The sequence below is a fragment of the Ottowia beijingensis genome, from assembly GCF_013423955.1.
In the GTDB taxonomy this organism is placed as follows: domain Bacteria; phylum Pseudomonadota; class Gammaproteobacteria; order Burkholderiales; family Burkholderiaceae_C; genus Ottowia; species Ottowia beijingensis.
In genome coordinates this window covers 3871741-3888762 of the sequence record NZ_JACCKX010000001.1, presented here as the reverse complement: position 1 = coordinate 3888762, position 17022 = coordinate 3871741, and the positions used below count along the sequence as shown (strand labels likewise).

The window sequence follows — 17022 nt, the reverse complement described above, 5'->3', positions numbered from 1 at the left end:
CCGAGACTACCTTGACCCCACTGGGGCGTGCGCCACTCGTCCGAGTTTCGACCAGAGGTCGCGATCAATGGCCGGTCGCGGCCATTGTTCTTTCGCAGCTCTAGGCTAGATGAGGTTCTGAGCAGCTATCTCGCCGAGCGCGTTCTCCGAAAACTCGGACTTGGTGACGATAGGGCATATAGAGGGCTCGATCCAACCACTCGACTGTTCTTGTCTTCCAGTGGACGGGGTTTTGAAATCACGCCGTACGAAGCGAACGGTCAGAGGCAGTTTCAATGCCGCAGCATCCTGGAAGCCTATCGCAAGATCTTCTGCTATGCCGAGCTCAAGAATATGACGGCGCTTCGAGCGCGCCATACTGTTGCGGCAAAGCTGTATGCGAGAGGGGCGGACGAAGTGCAAGTTGGACTGCTACTGGGTATCGCCGAGCCTAGCGCGGTGCGAGCGCAATTTCCGCGAGAACGCCTCACACTGGAACAGCTCGTAGCCAATCTGATATAGCTTCAGCGCGTTACAGGAGCTTGAAGCTCGGTGGCGGATGCGCCGATCGCCTTGATTTCTGGCTGTCGATCAGTAAGGTGTCTCGTATCGCAAGGAGGTTCTATGCGAAAAGCCATCTTCCTCTTCATCCTAGTGCTGGGCGCAGGTCTCGGCTACCTGCCTGCGCGCCACGAAGACTGGGGGTACGCGTTGTCATGATGGTCTTGGGGATGCTGTTCGGGGGCAATCGGAGGAGCGCTATCGCAAGTTGGGAAGCGGCAGCGTTTGCTTCGCCGAGCTCCGACGGAGGAGGAACTCAATCCGATCCCCGGAATGGGTACCTCCGGTCGAGACCTGGCGGCGAACTACTGGCGGGACGAAGGACATCCGCCGTTCATGAAGCCGCCGCACTCTGAGTACGGCAATCGCATGCACGACGCAGACAAGAGCCTCTAACGGGTCTATTTCTTCAGCGCATCTTTGACAGCTTGCTTGGCGTCCTCAACGATGGGGGCGGCATCCTCCTTCACCTGCTTGCCAGTTTGCAGCATCAGGGACCGCTCCGAAGCCAGGGTCCCATCCGGCGTTTTGGTGATCTGCGCTTTGCGCTCGAAGGTGGCCTGATCCGCGGAGGAGCTTGCACGGATACGCTGGCCTTCTGCCTGGACCTCGCTGCGCATGGCCGACGGGGACTCGCCCGGCGACGCAGCCCTGGGCCCACCGCCAGAGCTGCGCACGCTGCCTTGGTTGGCGCGGTGCTGGCCTCCAAGATCCGGCGCAAGGGCAGGGCTGCTGGAATTCTGCAGGTGCTGGACGGACAGGTCCCCAAAGGCGGACGGCACTGCAGTGCCGTCCGAGAACACCCGGTTGGGCTGCAGCGACTGCCTGGCCAGCTCCGCTTCCATCAGCACGCGCGCCGACGCGCTGTTGCCACCATACTGCTCGGCGTAGCGGGTGAACATCGCGAGGTTGTGGGGATCCTGGGCGATATCGATCGAGATAGTCTCTCCTCGCTCATAGGCCGTCGAGACCCGCTCTGCGAAGGCGCTACGCTCGTTCAGGCTGGCGTCAGCCCGCTCGGTCCGCGCGGTGGTCGATGCCAGCCGGGCGGACAGGTCCTGGGCTTCACGGCTATCGCTGGCGACCATGCTGATGAAGCTTCTGTCCCGAGACACCCGGTCGCCAAACTGCTTGAACTCGGCCAGTTGCTCGCTGTTCATGGAGGTCAGCACCTTTTGTTCAGCGGCAGATAGCCCCGATAAATAGCTCTTGTCGCCAGACGCGTTTGCGCCTAGTCCCGCAAGGGGGTATTGATTCCCACGTGACCGGATGCACCCATGGCAATGCGTGCCACCTGAGATTGCGTGAGCCCCGTCGTGTCCGCCACACTTTTGCTGATCTGGTCCAGCCGGTTGACCGTCTCGCCGAACTGCTCGAAGCCGCTCGATGTGGTGCCGGTGCTGTTGGGGTCTCCTCGTTTTCAGTGCAATAAGTGACGGTACGAAAAGCTAGCACTGGCGCGGAGGTGGTGTTGGTAGATCGTTGATTTCATTGACTTTCCTGTTCACTTTCAAATCTGCGATTCGTGGCGTCAAACCGTGGTCGGTTTCATCCATTGGTGCCAGTTATCGATGCATTTGGCCGCGAAGGCAGGATTTGGTCAGCATAGCGGTCAACCGGGAAGCGAAACACACCCCGCAAGTTGATGCTCTCCAGCCTGGTGGGCGCAATCTTCCCGATCAGTTCCGGTGGAATGACCTGGCGGCGGTTCGACCAGCGATCCAGGACCGCCTGCATCTGTGAGGTATTCCACGCCATCACGATGTTGGCCATCAGGCTCAACGCATCGGCCACAGCCTGCATTTCATCGACACGTTTGGCCTGCGCCGGGCTGATCCGGCCGGTATAAATGGCGCGCTTGAGGGCGTTAACAGCCTCGCCCCGATTGAGCACCCGGCGCAACTCGTTCCTGAAAGCGTCCTTGACAAAGTAGTCAGCCAAAAACGCCGTACGCAGCAACCGCCCCAATTGCACGCCAGCCTCATAGATTGGATCGCCCTGGGCGGCAGAACCGAACCGCGCAAGAGCTGCCACCGCACTGGCATGTCCGCTCATGACCGAGGCTGCCAGGTGCACCAGACTATCCCAATGCTTTTCGATCAAAGCGACGTCGACATTGGCTTCGCACACCGCAGCGATTTCTGCGGGCACTTTGGTGCCGCGTGGCACAAAGAGGTGGCGCTGTTTGAGTTCCTTCAACCGCGGGCAAAGATCAAAACCAAGCAAACGGGCATGTGACATGGCAAAGTCGGTGTAGCCATGGGTATCCACAGCAAGCTGGCTGGTCTCCAGCTTTTCTTGGCGGATGACACCTTCAATGGCCACGCCCGCCTGGCGCTCATTGAGCACAAAGGGCTGCGCATGGAAGATGCCCCACCGGTCTTTTACATGGGAGTAGATTCCAATGGAAGGTGTGTTGCGCCGAGGATCAAGCCGGGCTTGCCACACCCGTTTGGTGGTCTCCATGCTCATCATGTCAGAAGATGCCAAATCGGACCGCCCCCAGGTGGCGGCAATCGGGTGTCGCTGCATGAATTCCAGCACAGCCTGGCAGGCCTGGCTCAGACGCCGTTCGTCCCGCGCCCAGCGCATGGCCTGGCGAATGCTGGTGGCAGACAATTGCGGAATCATGCGCGCGCATTCGACCGCAGTCAGACTGGTGCCGTGGGCCATGATGCCGGCATAGACCATCAGCAGCTCGTCGGTAGAGCGCGGCTCACGTCCGAGCATGATCCAGCTAAAGCGCACCTGGGCGTCAACGGCCAGAATCACTTCCGGCAATTGAACCTCACCGATGCGGTGATCCAAAGCCGCGCGCAGCTTGGTCACTTCTGGGTCTTCGTCCTCTGCGGGCAATGGCGACAAATGGAGTTCATCATCCACGCGCAGTACGCCACTGCGGGCTGCAGCGGCCACCGCATCGACACCGGCAGTTACTCTGGCCAGCAAAGGCTTCAAGAAAGTGGCAGCCTTGCTGGGTAACGATAGACGGGCATAGTGTTTCTTGGACTCTGCCTGCCAACGCTCGTCCGTGAAGAACAAGCGCGCACGACCCCGAAAGCTCAGGCTGTGCTCAATCCAGACCGAGCCATTGCGCACCGCGCGGCGCAGGGCAAACAGGGTGGCCACCTCCAACGCCTGAAACGCCCGTTCCCGGTCTGGGCTGGAGATCGAAACCTGCCAGATCATTCCCAGACTTGGTGCCACCACTTCAACTGGCAGCTTTCTGGATCCTTTGAGATATAAAGCTTGCAGCTTGGCAAGGTACTCGATGGCAGGATGCTCGCCGGTGGCCTGCCAGGGCAGCTTTGCAATGGCGACGAGCAACGACCGCACGGGGCGAATTCCATCAATCAATCCCTCGCGGACCAGGGAGGCCCTGCTCGGTGGTTTGCGTTTCTGGGTTTCGGTGATCAAGGCTTCAAGACGGGCACGCAACTCAGCATCTGGCACCGCACCTTGCGCGCTCAAGGCAACAAGTTCGCCGAGCAGCGTTTTGTACATTGCGGCCCAATTGACGGTAGCGGGGACATCGGCGGCAGCCTGACGCCACAGATCGGCGATCCGGCGCTGCACCATAAGGATCAACTGGTCTGTGGTGGTGAACAGGCAATACCGAAGAAAGCATGCGACCTCCACGGTGCGCGCTGGCTCTTTGATCTTGGCTCCGGCTGAGGGCGGCCTGGAGACAAGTCGGCGCGCGTAGCGGCGCAAGATGAGATCGGGGATGTCTGCCAGGTGCTTATGAACGTCCAGCGTGTAAAGCAGGTCGATGCGCTCCAGTACCTCGCTGATTTGGCGGGTTGAGTGTTTCGCCGGTGCAGCCCATAGCCAACTCTGCTGGGTTTGTCCATCTGGGCGCAGCTCTGAAACTGAGCTCGCCAGCGATCAAGTGTTGCTGGATCAACGCTGGCGGCGATGGCGGTGCCTGTTTCAACTTCAAGCTGGGCAAGTGCCGCCGCAATCAGTGTCCGAATTGCCCGCTCGTGCACGATCACCAGCTTGTTCTTGTACAGCCATTGACGCGCCCGCACGAGTAGCTGATCGCGGTCGGCGCAGCGCGCCACTTCGTCGCGCAGTTCACGTACCAGTGAGCGGCGCTGGTGCTCGCTCATCCGCAACGCTTGCTGGATAAGCGCTGCAAGCTATTTTGGCCACAAGGCGCTTACCGTCCCAGTTCCTTGGCGCTGACGCCCGCGATGCCCCAGTTTTCCTTGGGAACATCGTGGATCCAGACGCGCACGTTGGCGGGCGGCGCGCCCACTGCATCGACGAGGGCCTGGGTCACCTTCTCGATGACAGCCTTTTTCTGCTCCTCGGTGCGGCCTTCGATAATGTAGATCTGTGCGAATGGCATGGTGTGTCCGTCTGTGAAAAGGGGTTTATTCCGCCTTGATGCCGTTCTTGCGGATCAGGTCGCCCCAGCGGCGGTTTTCGGTGCGGATGAACTCGGCAAACTGCTGCGGCGTGGTGACGCGCAGGTTGCCGGAGATGTTGTCAAACGCGGTCTGCGCTTCGGGGGCGGCAGAGCCGGCGGCCCAGGCAGCCTGCAGCTTCTGGACGATGGCTGCGGGTGTGCCGGCGGGCGCGATCAGGCCAAACCAGGTCTCCACCTCAAAGCCGGGGTAGCCGGACTCGGCGATCGTCGGCACATGGGGCAGGGCCCTGGTGCGCTGTTGCGATGTGACCGCGATGGCCTTGAGCTTGCCTGCCCTGACATGCTGCAAGGTGGTGGCCAGCGAGCTTTCCATGCTCATCAGCACCGTGCCCGACAGCAGGTCCGGCACGATCTGGCTGGAGCCCTTGTACGGCACGTTGGTCAGCTTGATACCCGCCACCGACTGCAGCAGCTCGGCCGCCAGGTGGTTGCTGGTGCCGATGCCGGAAGTGGCGTAGCTGAGCTTGCCGGGGTTGGCCCTGGCATAGGCCACCATGCCCTTGAAGTCGGAGAACGGCGCCGACGGATTCACGACCAGCGCGCAAGGCGTGGTGCCCACCAGGAGATCGGGACAAAGTCTTTTTCGACATTGAACGGCACGCTGCCATACAGGTGCGGGGCAATCGCCAGGCTGCTGATGGCCGACAGGCCGACGGTGTAGCCATCCGGCGCGGACTTGGCCACCGCGTCGGTGCCGATGTTGCCGCCCGCGCCGGCCTTGTTTTCCACCACGAACTGCTGGCCCAGCTGGTCGCCCATGGCCTTGGCGGCCGTGCGGCCCATGATGTCTGTCGGCCCGCCGGGCGGAAAGGGCACGATCAGGCGCACAGGCCTGGTCGGGTAGGCCGACTGCGCCCAGGCGGCGCCGGGCAGGGTTGCGCCCAGCGCGGCCAGCGCGCCTGCGGTCATGAAGTCACGTCGTTGCATGCGCTGTCTCCAGTTATCGTTGTGGTTGCATCAAAAAGGGGCGACGCGGCCCCTCAGGCAAAGCGCAGCGAGACGCTGCCCATGCCCTGCACGCGCAGGCAGACGCTGTCGCCCGCGGCCACGGCCACGGCTTCGGTGGCGCCGCCCGACAGAATCAGGCTGCCGGCCGGGATCTCCTGGCCGCGGCGGCCCAGGTGGTTGGCCAGCATGGCAATGGCCGCTGCGGGGTGACCCAGCACGGCAGCGCCAGCGCCCAGAGCGACGGGCTCGCCGTTTTTCTCCAGCACGATGCCCACGGTGCGCAGGTCCACGTCTTCGGGGCGCATCGCGCGCCCGCCGACCACGAAGCGCGAGGCCGAGGTGTTGTCGGCCACCACGCTCTTGAGGTCAAACTTGAAGTCGCGGTAGCGGCTGTCGATGACCTCGATGCCGGGCAGCACGAAGTCGGTTGCCGCCAGCACGGCGCCGATGTGGCAGCCCGGCCCTTTGAGCGCGTGCTTGAGCACGAAGGCGATTTCGGGTTCTACCTTGGGGTGAATCAGTTCGGCGGTGTTCACGGTGGCCCCTTCGGAGACCACGTATTCATCGACCAGGAAGCCGAACACCGGGTTGGTCACGCCCATTTGTTTCATTTTGGCGTGTGAGGTCAGGCCCGCCTTCAGGCCAACAACGCGCGCGCCGCGTGCCAGCTTGCGCTGCAGGATGACATCTTGAATCGCATAGGCATCGTCCCAGTCCATATCAGGGTGGTCGTTGGTGATTTTGGGTGTATCGCGAACTTCAAGCTGGCAGGTTTCCAGGTGTTCAGCAAGTTGGGCGATGGTTTGGGGTGAGAGTGCCATAGTGAATACTCCAAAAAGTTGGGATGAATAAAAGTCGGAAATCGTTAGCCCAAGTGCCGCGTTGGTTAATGGGCTATAGCCTGAAAGGCTGCCCTGCCTGGCGCAGAACTGGGGTCACCCGGTTGCTGGGTACGGCGGGCACCGGTGCGCTTGTTTGGGGTGTCGCTGCGGCGGCGGTGGCCGGAACGTTGCGGCCTGTGCTATCGCCCAGGGCGCTCAAGGCGTTTTTGACGCGGTCGTAAGCGGGGCGCACCTGCTCGGGGACCAGTTGCCGGATGGTGTCAAAGTCGCCCTGGCGGGCACACTCCAGCATTCGGGCACGCACTTGGCGGTAGTGCGCCATGGCGCGGTCAAAGTCTTGGCCGGCAGCGCGGGTGCGCAGGGTGGCGGCCTGGGCCCATGCCTGGTCGATGAGCTGGTCGAGTTCACCAATGCGGTGAACTACGGCGGCCACATCGTTCCATGTTTCGGAATTCATGATAAGGATGTTGCAGGCACGCATTTCTTCCACCCCATCGCTGATCACTTCCAGCGCCTGGCGCTTGGGCTGCAGGGCGGCTGTTTCGCGTTTGAGCTGGCCCACCATGGCTTGCACGGTGCGCACCTGGGTGTTGCTTTTGCCAATCCATTCCACCGATTCCTTGGCCGCTTGTGACAGAGTTTCGCTTTGCTGGCGCAGGCGTTCGCCCCAGTGGGTTTGTGTTTGCACCGCCTGGGCCATGCTGCTGGTAGCGGTCAGCGCCTGTTCAGCCCGGGCGCGGATGTCGGCCAGGGCATTGCTCGTTTGTTGGGTGCGGGCCACACCGCTATCCATGCCTTGCAGCACGGTTTGCAGAAATTGATCGGCTTCTTGCGTGCTATGGGTGATGCCGACGACCATCTGCTGAATTTGCTGGGTCGCTTCGCTGGTGCGGGCGGCCAGTTTGCGCACTTCGTCGGCCACCACGGCAAAGCCCCGACCCTGCTCGCCCGCTCGGGCGGCTTCCACGGCGGCGTTGAGGGAGAGTAAGTGCGTTTGCATGGCTACGTTCTTAATCATGGACAGGATGCCGTCAATGGCGGCAGTGTGCTGGCGGACTTCGCCAAAACGGACATCCAGGCCATGGGCAGAACTGCCCAGGGCGGTGATTTGCTCTGTTGTCTCGCGCAGCAAGCGGTCGCCATCGAGTGCCAGCTCGTACATGGATTGCACTTGCTGGCGAGAGATGTCGGCCGATTGCACCACCGTCTCGACGCTTTCAGACAAGCCATGCACGCTCTGATCCAGGGCCTGCAGGCTGCTCTCTTGCGTGCGAGAAAAAGCCACCACCCGGGTGAAGGAGGACAGCATGCTCGCGTTATTGACAATCACGTCCAGCGCGTGCTGGTCGATCTGTGCCAATACGGTCTGGCGAGAAGCGCCCCGGCGGTTGCGCCACCGAAGTCTTCCACGACTGCACCAGGCCACCAGGGCCACCAAGGCCATTCCGCACAGCAGGCCCAGCGCAAAGCCAAGCCCTGTAGCGGGGTTCCACCATGCGAGCATGTTCATTGGAGGCACTCCTGGTTCAAGGGTTGATCAAGGGTTGAGCGTGGTGGCCCAGGTCAGCACCGCGCTGGGGCAGTGCTGACGTTGCTTTGCAAGCAGGTTATGCAGGCAGGGCAATGCCACGTTCGCGGGCCATGGTCAGGGCGGTGTCTTCAATCATGTCTTCCTGACCACCCACCATGCCACGGCGGCCCAGCTCGACCAGCAGATCGCGCGCCGGAATGCCGTACTTCTTCTCAGCACGCTTGGCAAACAGCAAGAAGCTGCCATACACCCCGGCGTAGCCCAGCGTGAGCGCGTCGCGGTCGATGCGGATAGGGAAGTCCATCAAGGGTACGACCAGGTCTTCGGCCACGTCTTGGATCTTCCACACGTCCACCCCGGTTTGGATGCCCATGCGGTCGAGAACGGCCACCAGCACTTCCATCGGGGTGTTGCCTGCGCCAGCGCCCAGGCCAGCAGCAGCGGCATCAATGCGGTTGGCACCGGCCTCGATGGCGGCCACGCTGTTGGCTACGCCCATGGCGAGGTTGTGGTGGCCGTGAAAGCCCAGCTCGGTCTCGGGCTTCAGGGCATCGCGCACGGCAGCGATGCGCTCTTTCACCTGGTCGGGCAGCAGGTAGCCGGCCGAGTCGGTGACGTAGATGCAGTTAGCACCGTAGCCTTCCATCAGCTTGGCTTGTTTGATGAGACCGGCAGAATCGCTCATGTGCGCCATCATCAGAAAGCCGACGGTGTCCATGTCCAGTTTGCGGGCCATGGTGATGTGCTGCTCGCTCACATCGGCCTCGGTGCAGTGGGTGGCCACGCGGATGGTGTGCACACCCAGGCCATGGGCCATTTTGAGGTGATCGACGGTGCCGATGCCCGGCAGCAGCAGGGCCGAGACTTTGGCCTGTTTCATTAGCGGGATGACGGTGCTCAAATACTCTTCGTCGCTGTGCGCCGGAAAGCCGTAGTTCACCGAAGCGCCGCCCAGGCCATCGCCGTGGGTGACCTCGATGAGTGGGATGCCTGCAGCGTCCAGCCCCTGGGCCACGGACTTCATTTGCTCCAAGGTCATCAGGTGGCGCTTGGGGTGCATGCCGTCGCGCAGCGTCATGTCGTGCAGGGTGATTTTTGTGTCATGTCAAAACTCCTTAGGCGGCTTGCAAGGTGAGCGTGCCGGCCAAAATTTCTTCGGCAAACATTTCGGCGGTGCGCGCGGCAGCGGCGGTCATGATGTCCAGGTTGCCGGCGTACTTGGGCAGGTAGTCGCCCAGGCCTTCAACCTCCAGAAAGACCGAGACGCGGTTGCCGTCAAACACCGGGCCGTTGACCAGCTTGTAGCCGGGCACGTACTTTTGCACTTCGGCCAGCATGTCGTGAATGCTCTTGGTGATGGCTTCGCGGTCGGGCTCGCCTTCCACCAGGCAGTGCACGGTGTCGCGCATGATCAGCGGTGGATCGGCCGGGTTGATGATGATGATGGCCTTGCCCTTTGGCGCCGCCCACCTTCTCAATGGCACCGGCGGTGGTGCGGGTGAACTCGTCGATGTTCTTGCGCGTGCCGGGGCCCGCCGAGCGGCTGGAGACGGTGGCGACGATCTCGCCATACGCCACAGGCTGCACGCGGCTCACCGCTGCGACCATGGGGATGGTGGCCTGGCCACCGCAGGTGACCATGTTGACGTTCATCTCGGCCTTGCCCACGTGCTCCTTCAGGTTGACGGGCGGCACGCAGAACGGGCCGATGGCCGCAGGCGTGAGGTCGATCATGAGGGCGCCCTGCGCGTTGACCTTGCGCGAGTTCTCGGCGTGCACGTAGGCGCTGGTGGCGTCGAAGACGATTTGCACGCCGTCTGCCTTCATGTAGGGGATCAGGCCATCCACGCCTTCGTGGGTGGTTTTGATGCCCATCTCACGGGCACGCTTCAAGCCGTCCGATTCGGGGTCGATACCCACCATCCACACGGGTTCGAGCACGGGGCTGCGCTGCAGCTTGGCCAGCAGGTCGGTGCCGATGTTACCGGGGCCGATCAGGGCACATTTGATTTTTGGGTCATAAGAAGTCCTTTGGAAAAAGGGTCAGCAAATCGAAGACAGGATGCCGCCCTCAACCCGCAGCGCTGCACCATTGGTGGCGGAGGATCGGGGCTGCACACATAGGCCACTAGTGCGGCAACCTCGGAAGGTTCGATGAAGCGGCGCAGCAGCGAGGTGGGGCGTGCCTGGGCGAAAAAGCGCCGCTCGGCCTCGGCCAGATCCACGCCCTGGTCGGCAGCCAGCTTGGCGAAAAAGTCGCCCACTCCCTCAGTGCTGGTGGGGCCGGGCAGCACGGCATTGACCGTCACGCCCGTGCCTGCGCAGTGCTGCGCCAGCCCGCGTGAGACGGACAGCTGTGCTGCCTTGCTCATGCCGTAATGCACCATTTCGGTGGGGGATTCACGCCGGACTCGCTGTTAATGAACACGATCCGGCCCCAGCCTGCGGCCTGCATGGCGGGCAGCAGTGCGCGGCTTAGGCGCACGCCACTCATCACGTTGGCATCAAAAAGCGCTGCCACTGGGCATCGTCGATGGCCCCGAAGGGCTGCGGATCGAAGATGCCGAAGTTGTTCACCAGAATGTCCACGCCCGCGCTGGCCTGGGCCAGCAGGTCGCAGCCGACGGCCGTGGCCACGTCGGCAGCCACGCCGCGCACCTGGGCCTGTGGCACGGCCGCCTGCAGGCGCTGCACGGCTTGGGCCACGCGCTCCTCGCTGCGGCCATTGAGCACGACGGCCACGCCTTCGCGTGCTAGTTCGGTGGCAATGGCAAAGCCAATGCCTGCGGTGGAGCCGGTGACCAGGGCGCGTTTGCCGCTGAGTTGCAAGTCCATGCCGCGCTCCTTAGAGGAAACGCACCGAGCAACCGCCGATGCCGCCGATGGTCACACGCAGGTTGTCGCCCGCTTGCACAGGCACCATGATGCCCAGCGAACCCGACAGCACCACTTCACCGGCTTCCAGCGCAATGCCCAGGCGGCCCAGCGTGTTGGCCAGCCAGGCCACGGCGTTGGCGGGGTGGCCCAGGGCCGCAGCGCCAGCACCGGTGGCAACGATCTCGCCATTCTTTTCCAGTACCATGCCGCAGGTGCCCAAGTCCACGTCGCGCGGATCGACCAGGCGGTCGCCCAGCACGAACACGCCGCAGCTGGCGTTGTCAGCCACGGTGTCTTGAATCTTGATTTTCCAGTCGCGGATGCGCGAATCCACGATTTCAAAGCAGGCCATCACGCCCTCGGTGGCGGCCAGCACGTCGGCCGCCGTCACGCCGGGGCCCTTGAGGGTTTTCTTCAGCACGAAGGCAATCTCGCCCTCGGCCTTGGGTTGGATCAGCGTGTTGGCGGGCACGGCCTCGCCTTCGTTGAACACCATGCCGTCGGTGAGCCAGCCAAAGTCGGGCTGGAACACGCCCAGCATGTTCATCACGGCCTGGCTGGTCACGCCAATTTTCTTGCCGACCACTTTTTCACCAGCGGCCAAGCGGCGCGCCAGCATTTTTTGCTGGATGGCGTAGGCGTCTTCAATGGTGATGTCGGCATGGAGGTTGGTCAGCGGCTCCAGCGTTTGGCGCTGCGTCAGGGCCTGGTACAGCTCGTCGCCCAGTTGTTCGATCAAGGCAGGGGTCATGGTCATGGGGGTTCCTTTGGCGAGGGTGTTCAGAAAAGTCGTTCAGGGCCGCAGCGGCAGCGGCTCGTCGGGGTGCGCTTCAGCAAGGAAGTCGCCCACCAGGCGGGCAAAGCGCGCGGCGTGTTCAATTTGCGTCCAGTGGCCGCATTGGCCATAGACGTGCAGTTGGGAGCGCTGAATCCAGCTGGACAAGGTCAGCGAGGTGCTCAGCGGGATCACGCGGTCTTCGCGGCCATGGATGACCAGGGCTTGGTGCGGCAGGGCACGGATGTCGGCCTCGGCGCTGGCCAGGGCTTCAATCCAGCGCTGGCGCGGGGCGGGGAACATGGCGGCGAACGATTCTTGAAAGCCGGGGCGGATGCTGGCCTCAAAGCGCAGGCGCGCCAGGTCGTCGCTCATCAGGCCTTGGTCGAAGGCGAAGTAGTCCATGATGGCGCGCATGTTCTCTACCGAGGGGTGTAGCCCCACACGGCGTCCAGCCCCTCGGTCAGGGGAAGGAGACACCGGCACTGCCCATCAGCACCAAGCGGCGCACGCGCTCGGGGTGGGCAATGGCCAGCGCCAGCGACAGGCCGCCGCCAAACGAGTTGCCCACCAGGTCGGTGCGCTCAATGCCTAGGGCATCGAGCAGGCCCACAGCCTGGCGCACCCAGGCGTCCATGCTGTAGACAAAGCCTTGCGGGCGCTCCGAGTAGCCAAAGCCCACCATGTCGGGCGCAATCACGCGGGCGTTCTGCGCCAGCGCGGGCATCACCAGGCGCCAGTTGGCCCAGGCAGAAACACCCGGCCCCGAGCCGTGGATGAGCAGCACGGGCGCGTTCTGGCCACCACTGTCGTGGTAGTTGGTGCGAATGCCCGCTGCTTCGATGCTGTGCCCGATCTCGGGGTTGGACGATGTATTGCTCATGTGAAACTGTCTCCTTGCTATTTTTATAAGAGCTACTCGCGCTTGCCTGGCAAGCGCGAGAGGCCGATTTGGCTTAGAACTTCACCATCACGTTGCGCAGCTCGGTATAAAACTCGAGCGAGTGCACACCGCCTTCGCGGCCGATGCCCGATTGCTTGGAGCCGCCAAACGGCGTGCGCAGGTCGCGCAGGAACCAGGCGTTGATCCAGCACAGGCCCACTTCGATCTGGTGCGCCAGGCGGTTGGCGCGCGCAATGTCTTGCGTGAAGATGGCCGTGGCCAGGCCGTAGCGGTTGGCGTTGACCTTGCCCAGCACTTCCTCTTCGCTGTCGAAGGGGCTGATGTGGCAGCAGGGGCCAAAAATTTCTTCGGTCACCACGGTGGCGGTTTCGGGCAGGCCGGTCCAGATGGTGGGTTGCACCCAGGAGCCATCCTTCAGCGCGTCGGGCATGTCGGGGATGCCGCCGCCGGTGACGATGGTGGCGCCTTCGTCCTTGGCTGTCTTGTACAAGCCCAGCACCTTGGCCTGGTGCTTCTTGCTGATCAGCGGGCCAATCTTGGTGTCGTGATCAAACGGCAGGCCGGGCTTCATGGCTTCGGCGCGCTCTTTCAGGGCAGCCACCACTTTGTCGAAGATGGGTCGCTCGACGTACACGCGCTCGGTGCCCAGGCAGACCTGGCCAGCGTTTTCAAAGCACGAGCGCGTCAGCGTATCGATGGTTACCTGGAAGTCGCAATCAGCAAACACCACGGCGGCGTTCTTGCCGCCCATTTCCAGCGACACGGGGCGCACGCCATCGGCAGCGGCCTTCATGATGGCGGTACCGGTGCGCGTCTCGCCGGTGAAGGTAATGCCGTTCACGCCGGGGTGCTTGGTCAAAAATTCACCGGCCGAGGCAGGGCCAAAGCCGTGCACCACGTTGTACACGCCCTTGGGCATGCCCACAGCGTTCATCACCTCGCCCAGCAGCGTGGCGGTAGCGGGGTTTCTTCGCTGGGCTTGACGACCACGGTGTTGCCGCAGGCCAGGGCCGGGCCCACCTTCCAGGTCATCAGCAGCAGCGGCAGGTTCCAGGGGCAGACCACGGCAATCACGCCGCGCGGCACGCGCACGCCGTAGCTCAATGCCGTCTTGCCGTCGGGCGTGCGCATGTTGAACGACTCGGTGGCCGTGCTCTTGATGGTGTCGATGAAGATCTGGAAGTTGGCGGCGCCGCGCGGAATGTCCACGTGCGAGGCCAGGTGGTGCGGCTTGCCGGTGTCGGCAATTTCGGCCTGCAAAAAGTCGTCGAAGCGGCGGTTGATCTCACCGGCCACGGCGTCCAGCAGCTTGCAGCGCTCGGCCACCGACAGGCGGCCCCAGTCGCCCTTGAGCGCGGCGCGCGCGGCGGCCACGGCGGCATCGACCTCGGCCTGCCCCGCTTCGTAAATATTGCCGATGACGCTGCCGTTCACCGGGTTGATGTCCTGGAAGGTCTTGCCGCTGGCGTTGCGAACATATTCGCCGTTGATGAAATTCAGAAACTCTTTCATGGTGTTACCTTGCTATGGAAATGTTGAACAACGCTGCGGCTTGTCCGGGATGCCGGGCATCCTCAGCAATCCAGCCCCAGCGCGGCCAGCGCGGCGCGGGCACAGATTTCGTCCTGCTCGGCGCTGCCGCCGGACACGCCAATGCCGCCGATCAGCGCCCCGCCCTCACGCATGGGCAGGCCGCCGCCAAAAACCACGTTGCGCGGGCGCGTGGGCATGCCCAGGCGCAGCGCTTCGTCGCCCTGCAAAATGCCGGCCCACTGCGCCGTGGCAAAGCCAAAGCCGGCGCTGGTGTAGGCCTTGTCGATGGCAATGTCCACCGAATGCAAAAACGCCCCCGGCATGCGCAGAAAGGCCGCCAGCACGCCCGATGCGTCGGTCACGGCGACATTGATGCGGATGCCCAGCTCGCCCGCCTTGGCCACCGCTGCAACCACGGCCGCGTTGGCGGCCTCGGCAGTGATGGCGCGTTGTTCAACGCTGTGTTGTGCCATTGCCGCCTGCTCCTTTAGGTCACCACGCTCAGGAAAGCGTCGTTGAGCTTGCGGTCGTGATAGAAGATGCCGCGGCCCACGTTCTCCCAGCTCCAGGTGATGGGGTGCATGTCGGGGTAGTGGTCGTAGCCGCCGCAGAAGGTCTCCAGCCGGTTGCCGCTGGGGTCGAAGAAGTAGATCGTCGTGCCCTGCGTGACGCCGTGGCGCGTGGGGCCGATGTCGATCGAGACGCGGTTGATGCTCATGATGTCGGCCGCGCGCAGCACGCTCTCCCAGCTGGGCATCTGGAACGACACATGGTGCAGCTTGCCGTCCTCGGGGCTGCGCACGAAGGCGATGTCGTGCGCCTTGGCGCTGCAGGTGATCCAGATGGCCAGGTCGGTCTTGCCGTCTTCCAGCTTCACGCGCTCGACCAGGGTGAAGCCCAGTACTTCGGTGAACAGCTTGAGGTTGCCTTCGATGTCGCCGCCGTACAGCAGGCAGTGGTCCATGCGGATGGGGCGAATGCCAGGGCCGTCGAGCACGTCCACATCGGGGTCGAAGTAGCCGATGCCGTTGCCCACGTCGGTTTTCTCGGCGTACAGCTCGACGGTGTGGCCCGTGGGGATCTGGAAGCGCACGCGCTCGCCGGTCTCCAGCAGCTCACCGGCGGGGATGCGCTCGGTTTTCACGCCGAAGGCTTGCAGCTTTGTCGAAGTCTTCCAGCGTGGCCTTGTCCAGCACCTTGAAGGCAAACAGGTCGATACCCGCCTGGTCGGCCTGGCGCAGGATCACGCTGTTGTGATCGCGCTCGGCGCGGGTTTTGAAATAGGCGCGGCCCTGGCTGTCGCGGCCCATGGGCACCAGGCCCATGACCTCGGTGTACCACTTGACCGATTCCTCCAGATCCAGCACGCGGATTTGTGCGTGTCCTGGGCGCAAAACGCCGGTTAATGCCATGGTGGGTCTCCTTTGATGGGGTTCACGGGTGGGTTGACGGGGCGCCGCCAGCGGGCGGCAGACGTTCTTTTTCATTGCACCCACGACCTGCAGACGCAGGTCGCTGGTCGGGTAGATGCGGCACGACAGTACGCAGCCAGCGGCTTCTTCCTCGGCACTGACATGCGCGCGGCTCATCACGCGGCGCGCGTACTGGCCTTCCAGGATGTGCACCTTGCACACGCCGCAGCCGCCCTGCCGGCAGCCCACGGGAATGCCTTTTTGCCCAACGCTTCCATGCCTTCCAGCACGGAGCGACCGCCGACGCAGCTGTACTGCTCGCCGGTGTCTTCGATGCTGACGACAAATTTCTGCATGGTGGTGTGTCGCTTACGCGGTGCCTTTAAAAACCAGCAATTGCGAGCCAGGAAGCAACGATAGAAAGACATTTCAATACCGTCCAATACCATTTTTGCCCACCCTCAATACCGTTTTGGCATTTATTAGGTTTTCCCTTGATTTTTGTGATAGGGCGATTTCAACGCTTGGCGTGCAGCCAGGAATGCAGCCAGCGCGTCAGGCGCGGCGCCACCACCCAGGTCATGATCAGCACGACCAGCACGGTAATGACCATCACGCGCGGCACCAGGTACCAGTCGGCCATCAGCGGCGCAATGGTCAGAAACAGCAGCAGCACGGTAGGAAAAATGCCCAGCCAGGTCACGGTGGCCACCTTCCAGCGCGGCGGCGCGGGGCGGGTGGTGCTGTTGGGGGCGGCAAACCAGTAGTCCAGGCCGGTAACCCGGTGCAGCTGCTGCTGCCCCACGGTGTGCGGCAGCACCTGGGCCAGCCAGTGCGCGCGCTCGGCGGAGTTTTGCCAGGCGGCCAGGTGGGCTTCGTTATCGAACGCAAAAACGACGTGGTAGAGCAGCGGCTCGGTGCTGCCGTCCGCAGCAAGCGATTCGCCCGGGGTGTCGCTGTCACCGGGTCGGATGACCTGGCCGCCCAGGTGCCCGGCAAACCCTTCGGCAGCGGCCAGCATGCCTTGGATGGCCACCTCAAACGCCGCCACCGACGCGGGCGCCACGCGGCGGGCAATCAGCACGGTGACCACACGGCGGGAAGCGTCGGACACTGCACCGCGGGCGGTCGCCGAAGGGGAAGTGTGGGAGGCGGGAGAGGCGGGTGAAGAAGCCGTCATTCGGTGTCCTTGAAAAGCTGCGCCACTCGGCAAGCAGGCCAT

General features: G+C 63.1%; 10 protein-coding genes and 7 pseudogenes. All 17 read right to left on the bottom strand.

What is annotated here, in order from left to right:
• Positions 1-941 precede the first annotated feature (941 nt).
• The 17 genes and pseudogenes from H0I39_RS19160 to H0I39_RS19085 all read right to left on the bottom strand — a co-directional run bounded on the left by H0I39_RS19160 (position 942) and on the right by H0I39_RS19085 (position 16914).
• Positions 942-1700: a hypothetical protein gene (locus tag H0I39_RS19160; protein WP_257645894.1), complete on the bottom strand. Its 759-nt coding sequence runs from the start codon at positions 1698-1700 to the stop codon at positions 942-944.
• Positions 1701-2088: 388 nt separating this feature from the next.
• Positions 2089-4655, bottom strand: a pseudogene (locus H0I39_RS19155) (Tn3-like element IS1071 family transposase); the annotation flags it as partial.
• Positions 4656-4705: 50 nt separating this feature from the next.
• Complete coding sequence (gene thmT, locus H0I39_RS19150) at positions 4706-4897, bottom strand: 2-hydroxymuconate tautomerase (RefSeq protein WP_047350381.1); 192 nt, start codon at positions 4895-4897, stop codon at positions 4706-4708.
• A gap of 25 nt (positions 4898-4922) precedes the next feature.
• The gene (locus tag H0I39_RS19145; RefSeq protein WP_308645946.1) at positions 4923-5537 is read right to left on the bottom strand and encodes a tripartite tricarboxylate transporter substrate-binding protein; all 615 of its coding nucleotides are present in this window, start codon (positions 5535-5537) and stop codon (positions 4923-4925) included.
• On the bottom strand, positions 5507-5905 hold the full coding sequence (locus H0I39_RS24345; protein WP_257646276.1) for a Bug family tripartite tricarboxylate transporter substrate binding protein: 399 nt from the start codon (positions 5903-5905) through the stop codon (positions 5507-5509). Before H0I39_RS24345 ends, H0I39_RS19145 begins: the two co-directional genes overlap by 31 nt.
• A 53-nt stretch (positions 5906-5958) precedes the next feature.
• Positions 5959-6747 (bottom strand): 2-oxo-3-hexenedioate decarboxylase, encoded by a 789-nt coding sequence (gene dmpH, locus H0I39_RS19140; protein WP_180551538.1) that lies wholly within the window; start codon positions 6745-6747, stop codon positions 5959-5961.
• A gap of 73 nt (positions 6748-6820) precedes the next feature.
• Positions 6821-8278, bottom strand: coding sequence for a methyl-accepting chemotaxis protein (locus H0I39_RS19135; RefSeq protein WP_180551537.1), 1458 nt, complete (start codon positions 8276-8278; stop codon positions 6821-6823).
• A gap of 97 nt (positions 8279-8375) precedes the next feature.
• The gene (gene dmpG / locus H0I39_RS19130; RefSeq protein WP_308645939.1) at positions 8376-9392 is read right to left on the bottom strand and encodes a 4-hydroxy-2-oxovalerate aldolase; all 1017 of its coding nucleotides are present in this window, start codon (positions 9390-9392) and stop codon (positions 8376-8378) included.
• 22 nt (positions 9393-9414) lie between these two features.
• A pseudogene (locus H0I39_RS19125) lies at positions 9415-10309 on the bottom strand (acetaldehyde dehydrogenase (acetylating)).
• 33 nt (positions 10310-10342) lie between these two features.
• A pseudogene (locus tag H0I39_RS19120) lies at positions 10343-11134 on the bottom strand (SDR family NAD(P)-dependent oxidoreductase).
• Positions 11135-11144: 10 nt separating this feature from the next.
• Entirely contained in the window at positions 11145-11927 is a 783-nt protein-coding gene (gene dmpE / locus H0I39_RS19115) for a 2-oxopent-4-enoate hydratase (RefSeq protein ID WP_047350414.1), read from the bottom strand.
• Positions 11928-11969: 42 nt separating this feature from the next.
• Positions 11970-12834, bottom strand: a pseudogene (locus H0I39_RS19110) (alpha/beta fold hydrolase).
• Between the two features lie 73 nt (positions 12835-12907).
• Positions 12908-14367: pseudogene (locus tag H0I39_RS19105) on the bottom strand (2-hydroxymuconic semialdehyde dehydrogenase).
• 62 nt (positions 14368-14429) lie between these two features.
• Entirely contained in the window at positions 14430-14861 is a 432-nt protein-coding gene (locus tag H0I39_RS19100) for a GlcG/HbpS family heme-binding protein (protein ID WP_180551535.1), read from the bottom strand.
• Positions 14862-14875: 14 nt separating this feature from the next.
• A pseudogene (locus tag H0I39_RS19095) lies at positions 14876-15800 on the bottom strand (catechol 2,3-dioxygenase).
• A 165-nt stretch (positions 15801-15965) separates the two neighbouring features.
• Positions 15966-16013, bottom strand: a pseudogene (locus tag H0I39_RS23775) (hypothetical protein); the annotation flags it as partial.
• 304 nt (positions 16014-16317) lie between these two features.
• A complete protein-coding gene (locus tag H0I39_RS19085) occupies positions 16318-16914 on the bottom strand; it encodes a putative antibiotic biosynthesis monooxygenase (RefSeq protein WP_180551534.1) in 597 nt (198 codons plus the stop codon).
• Between the last annotated feature and the right edge of the window lie 108 nt (positions 16915-17022).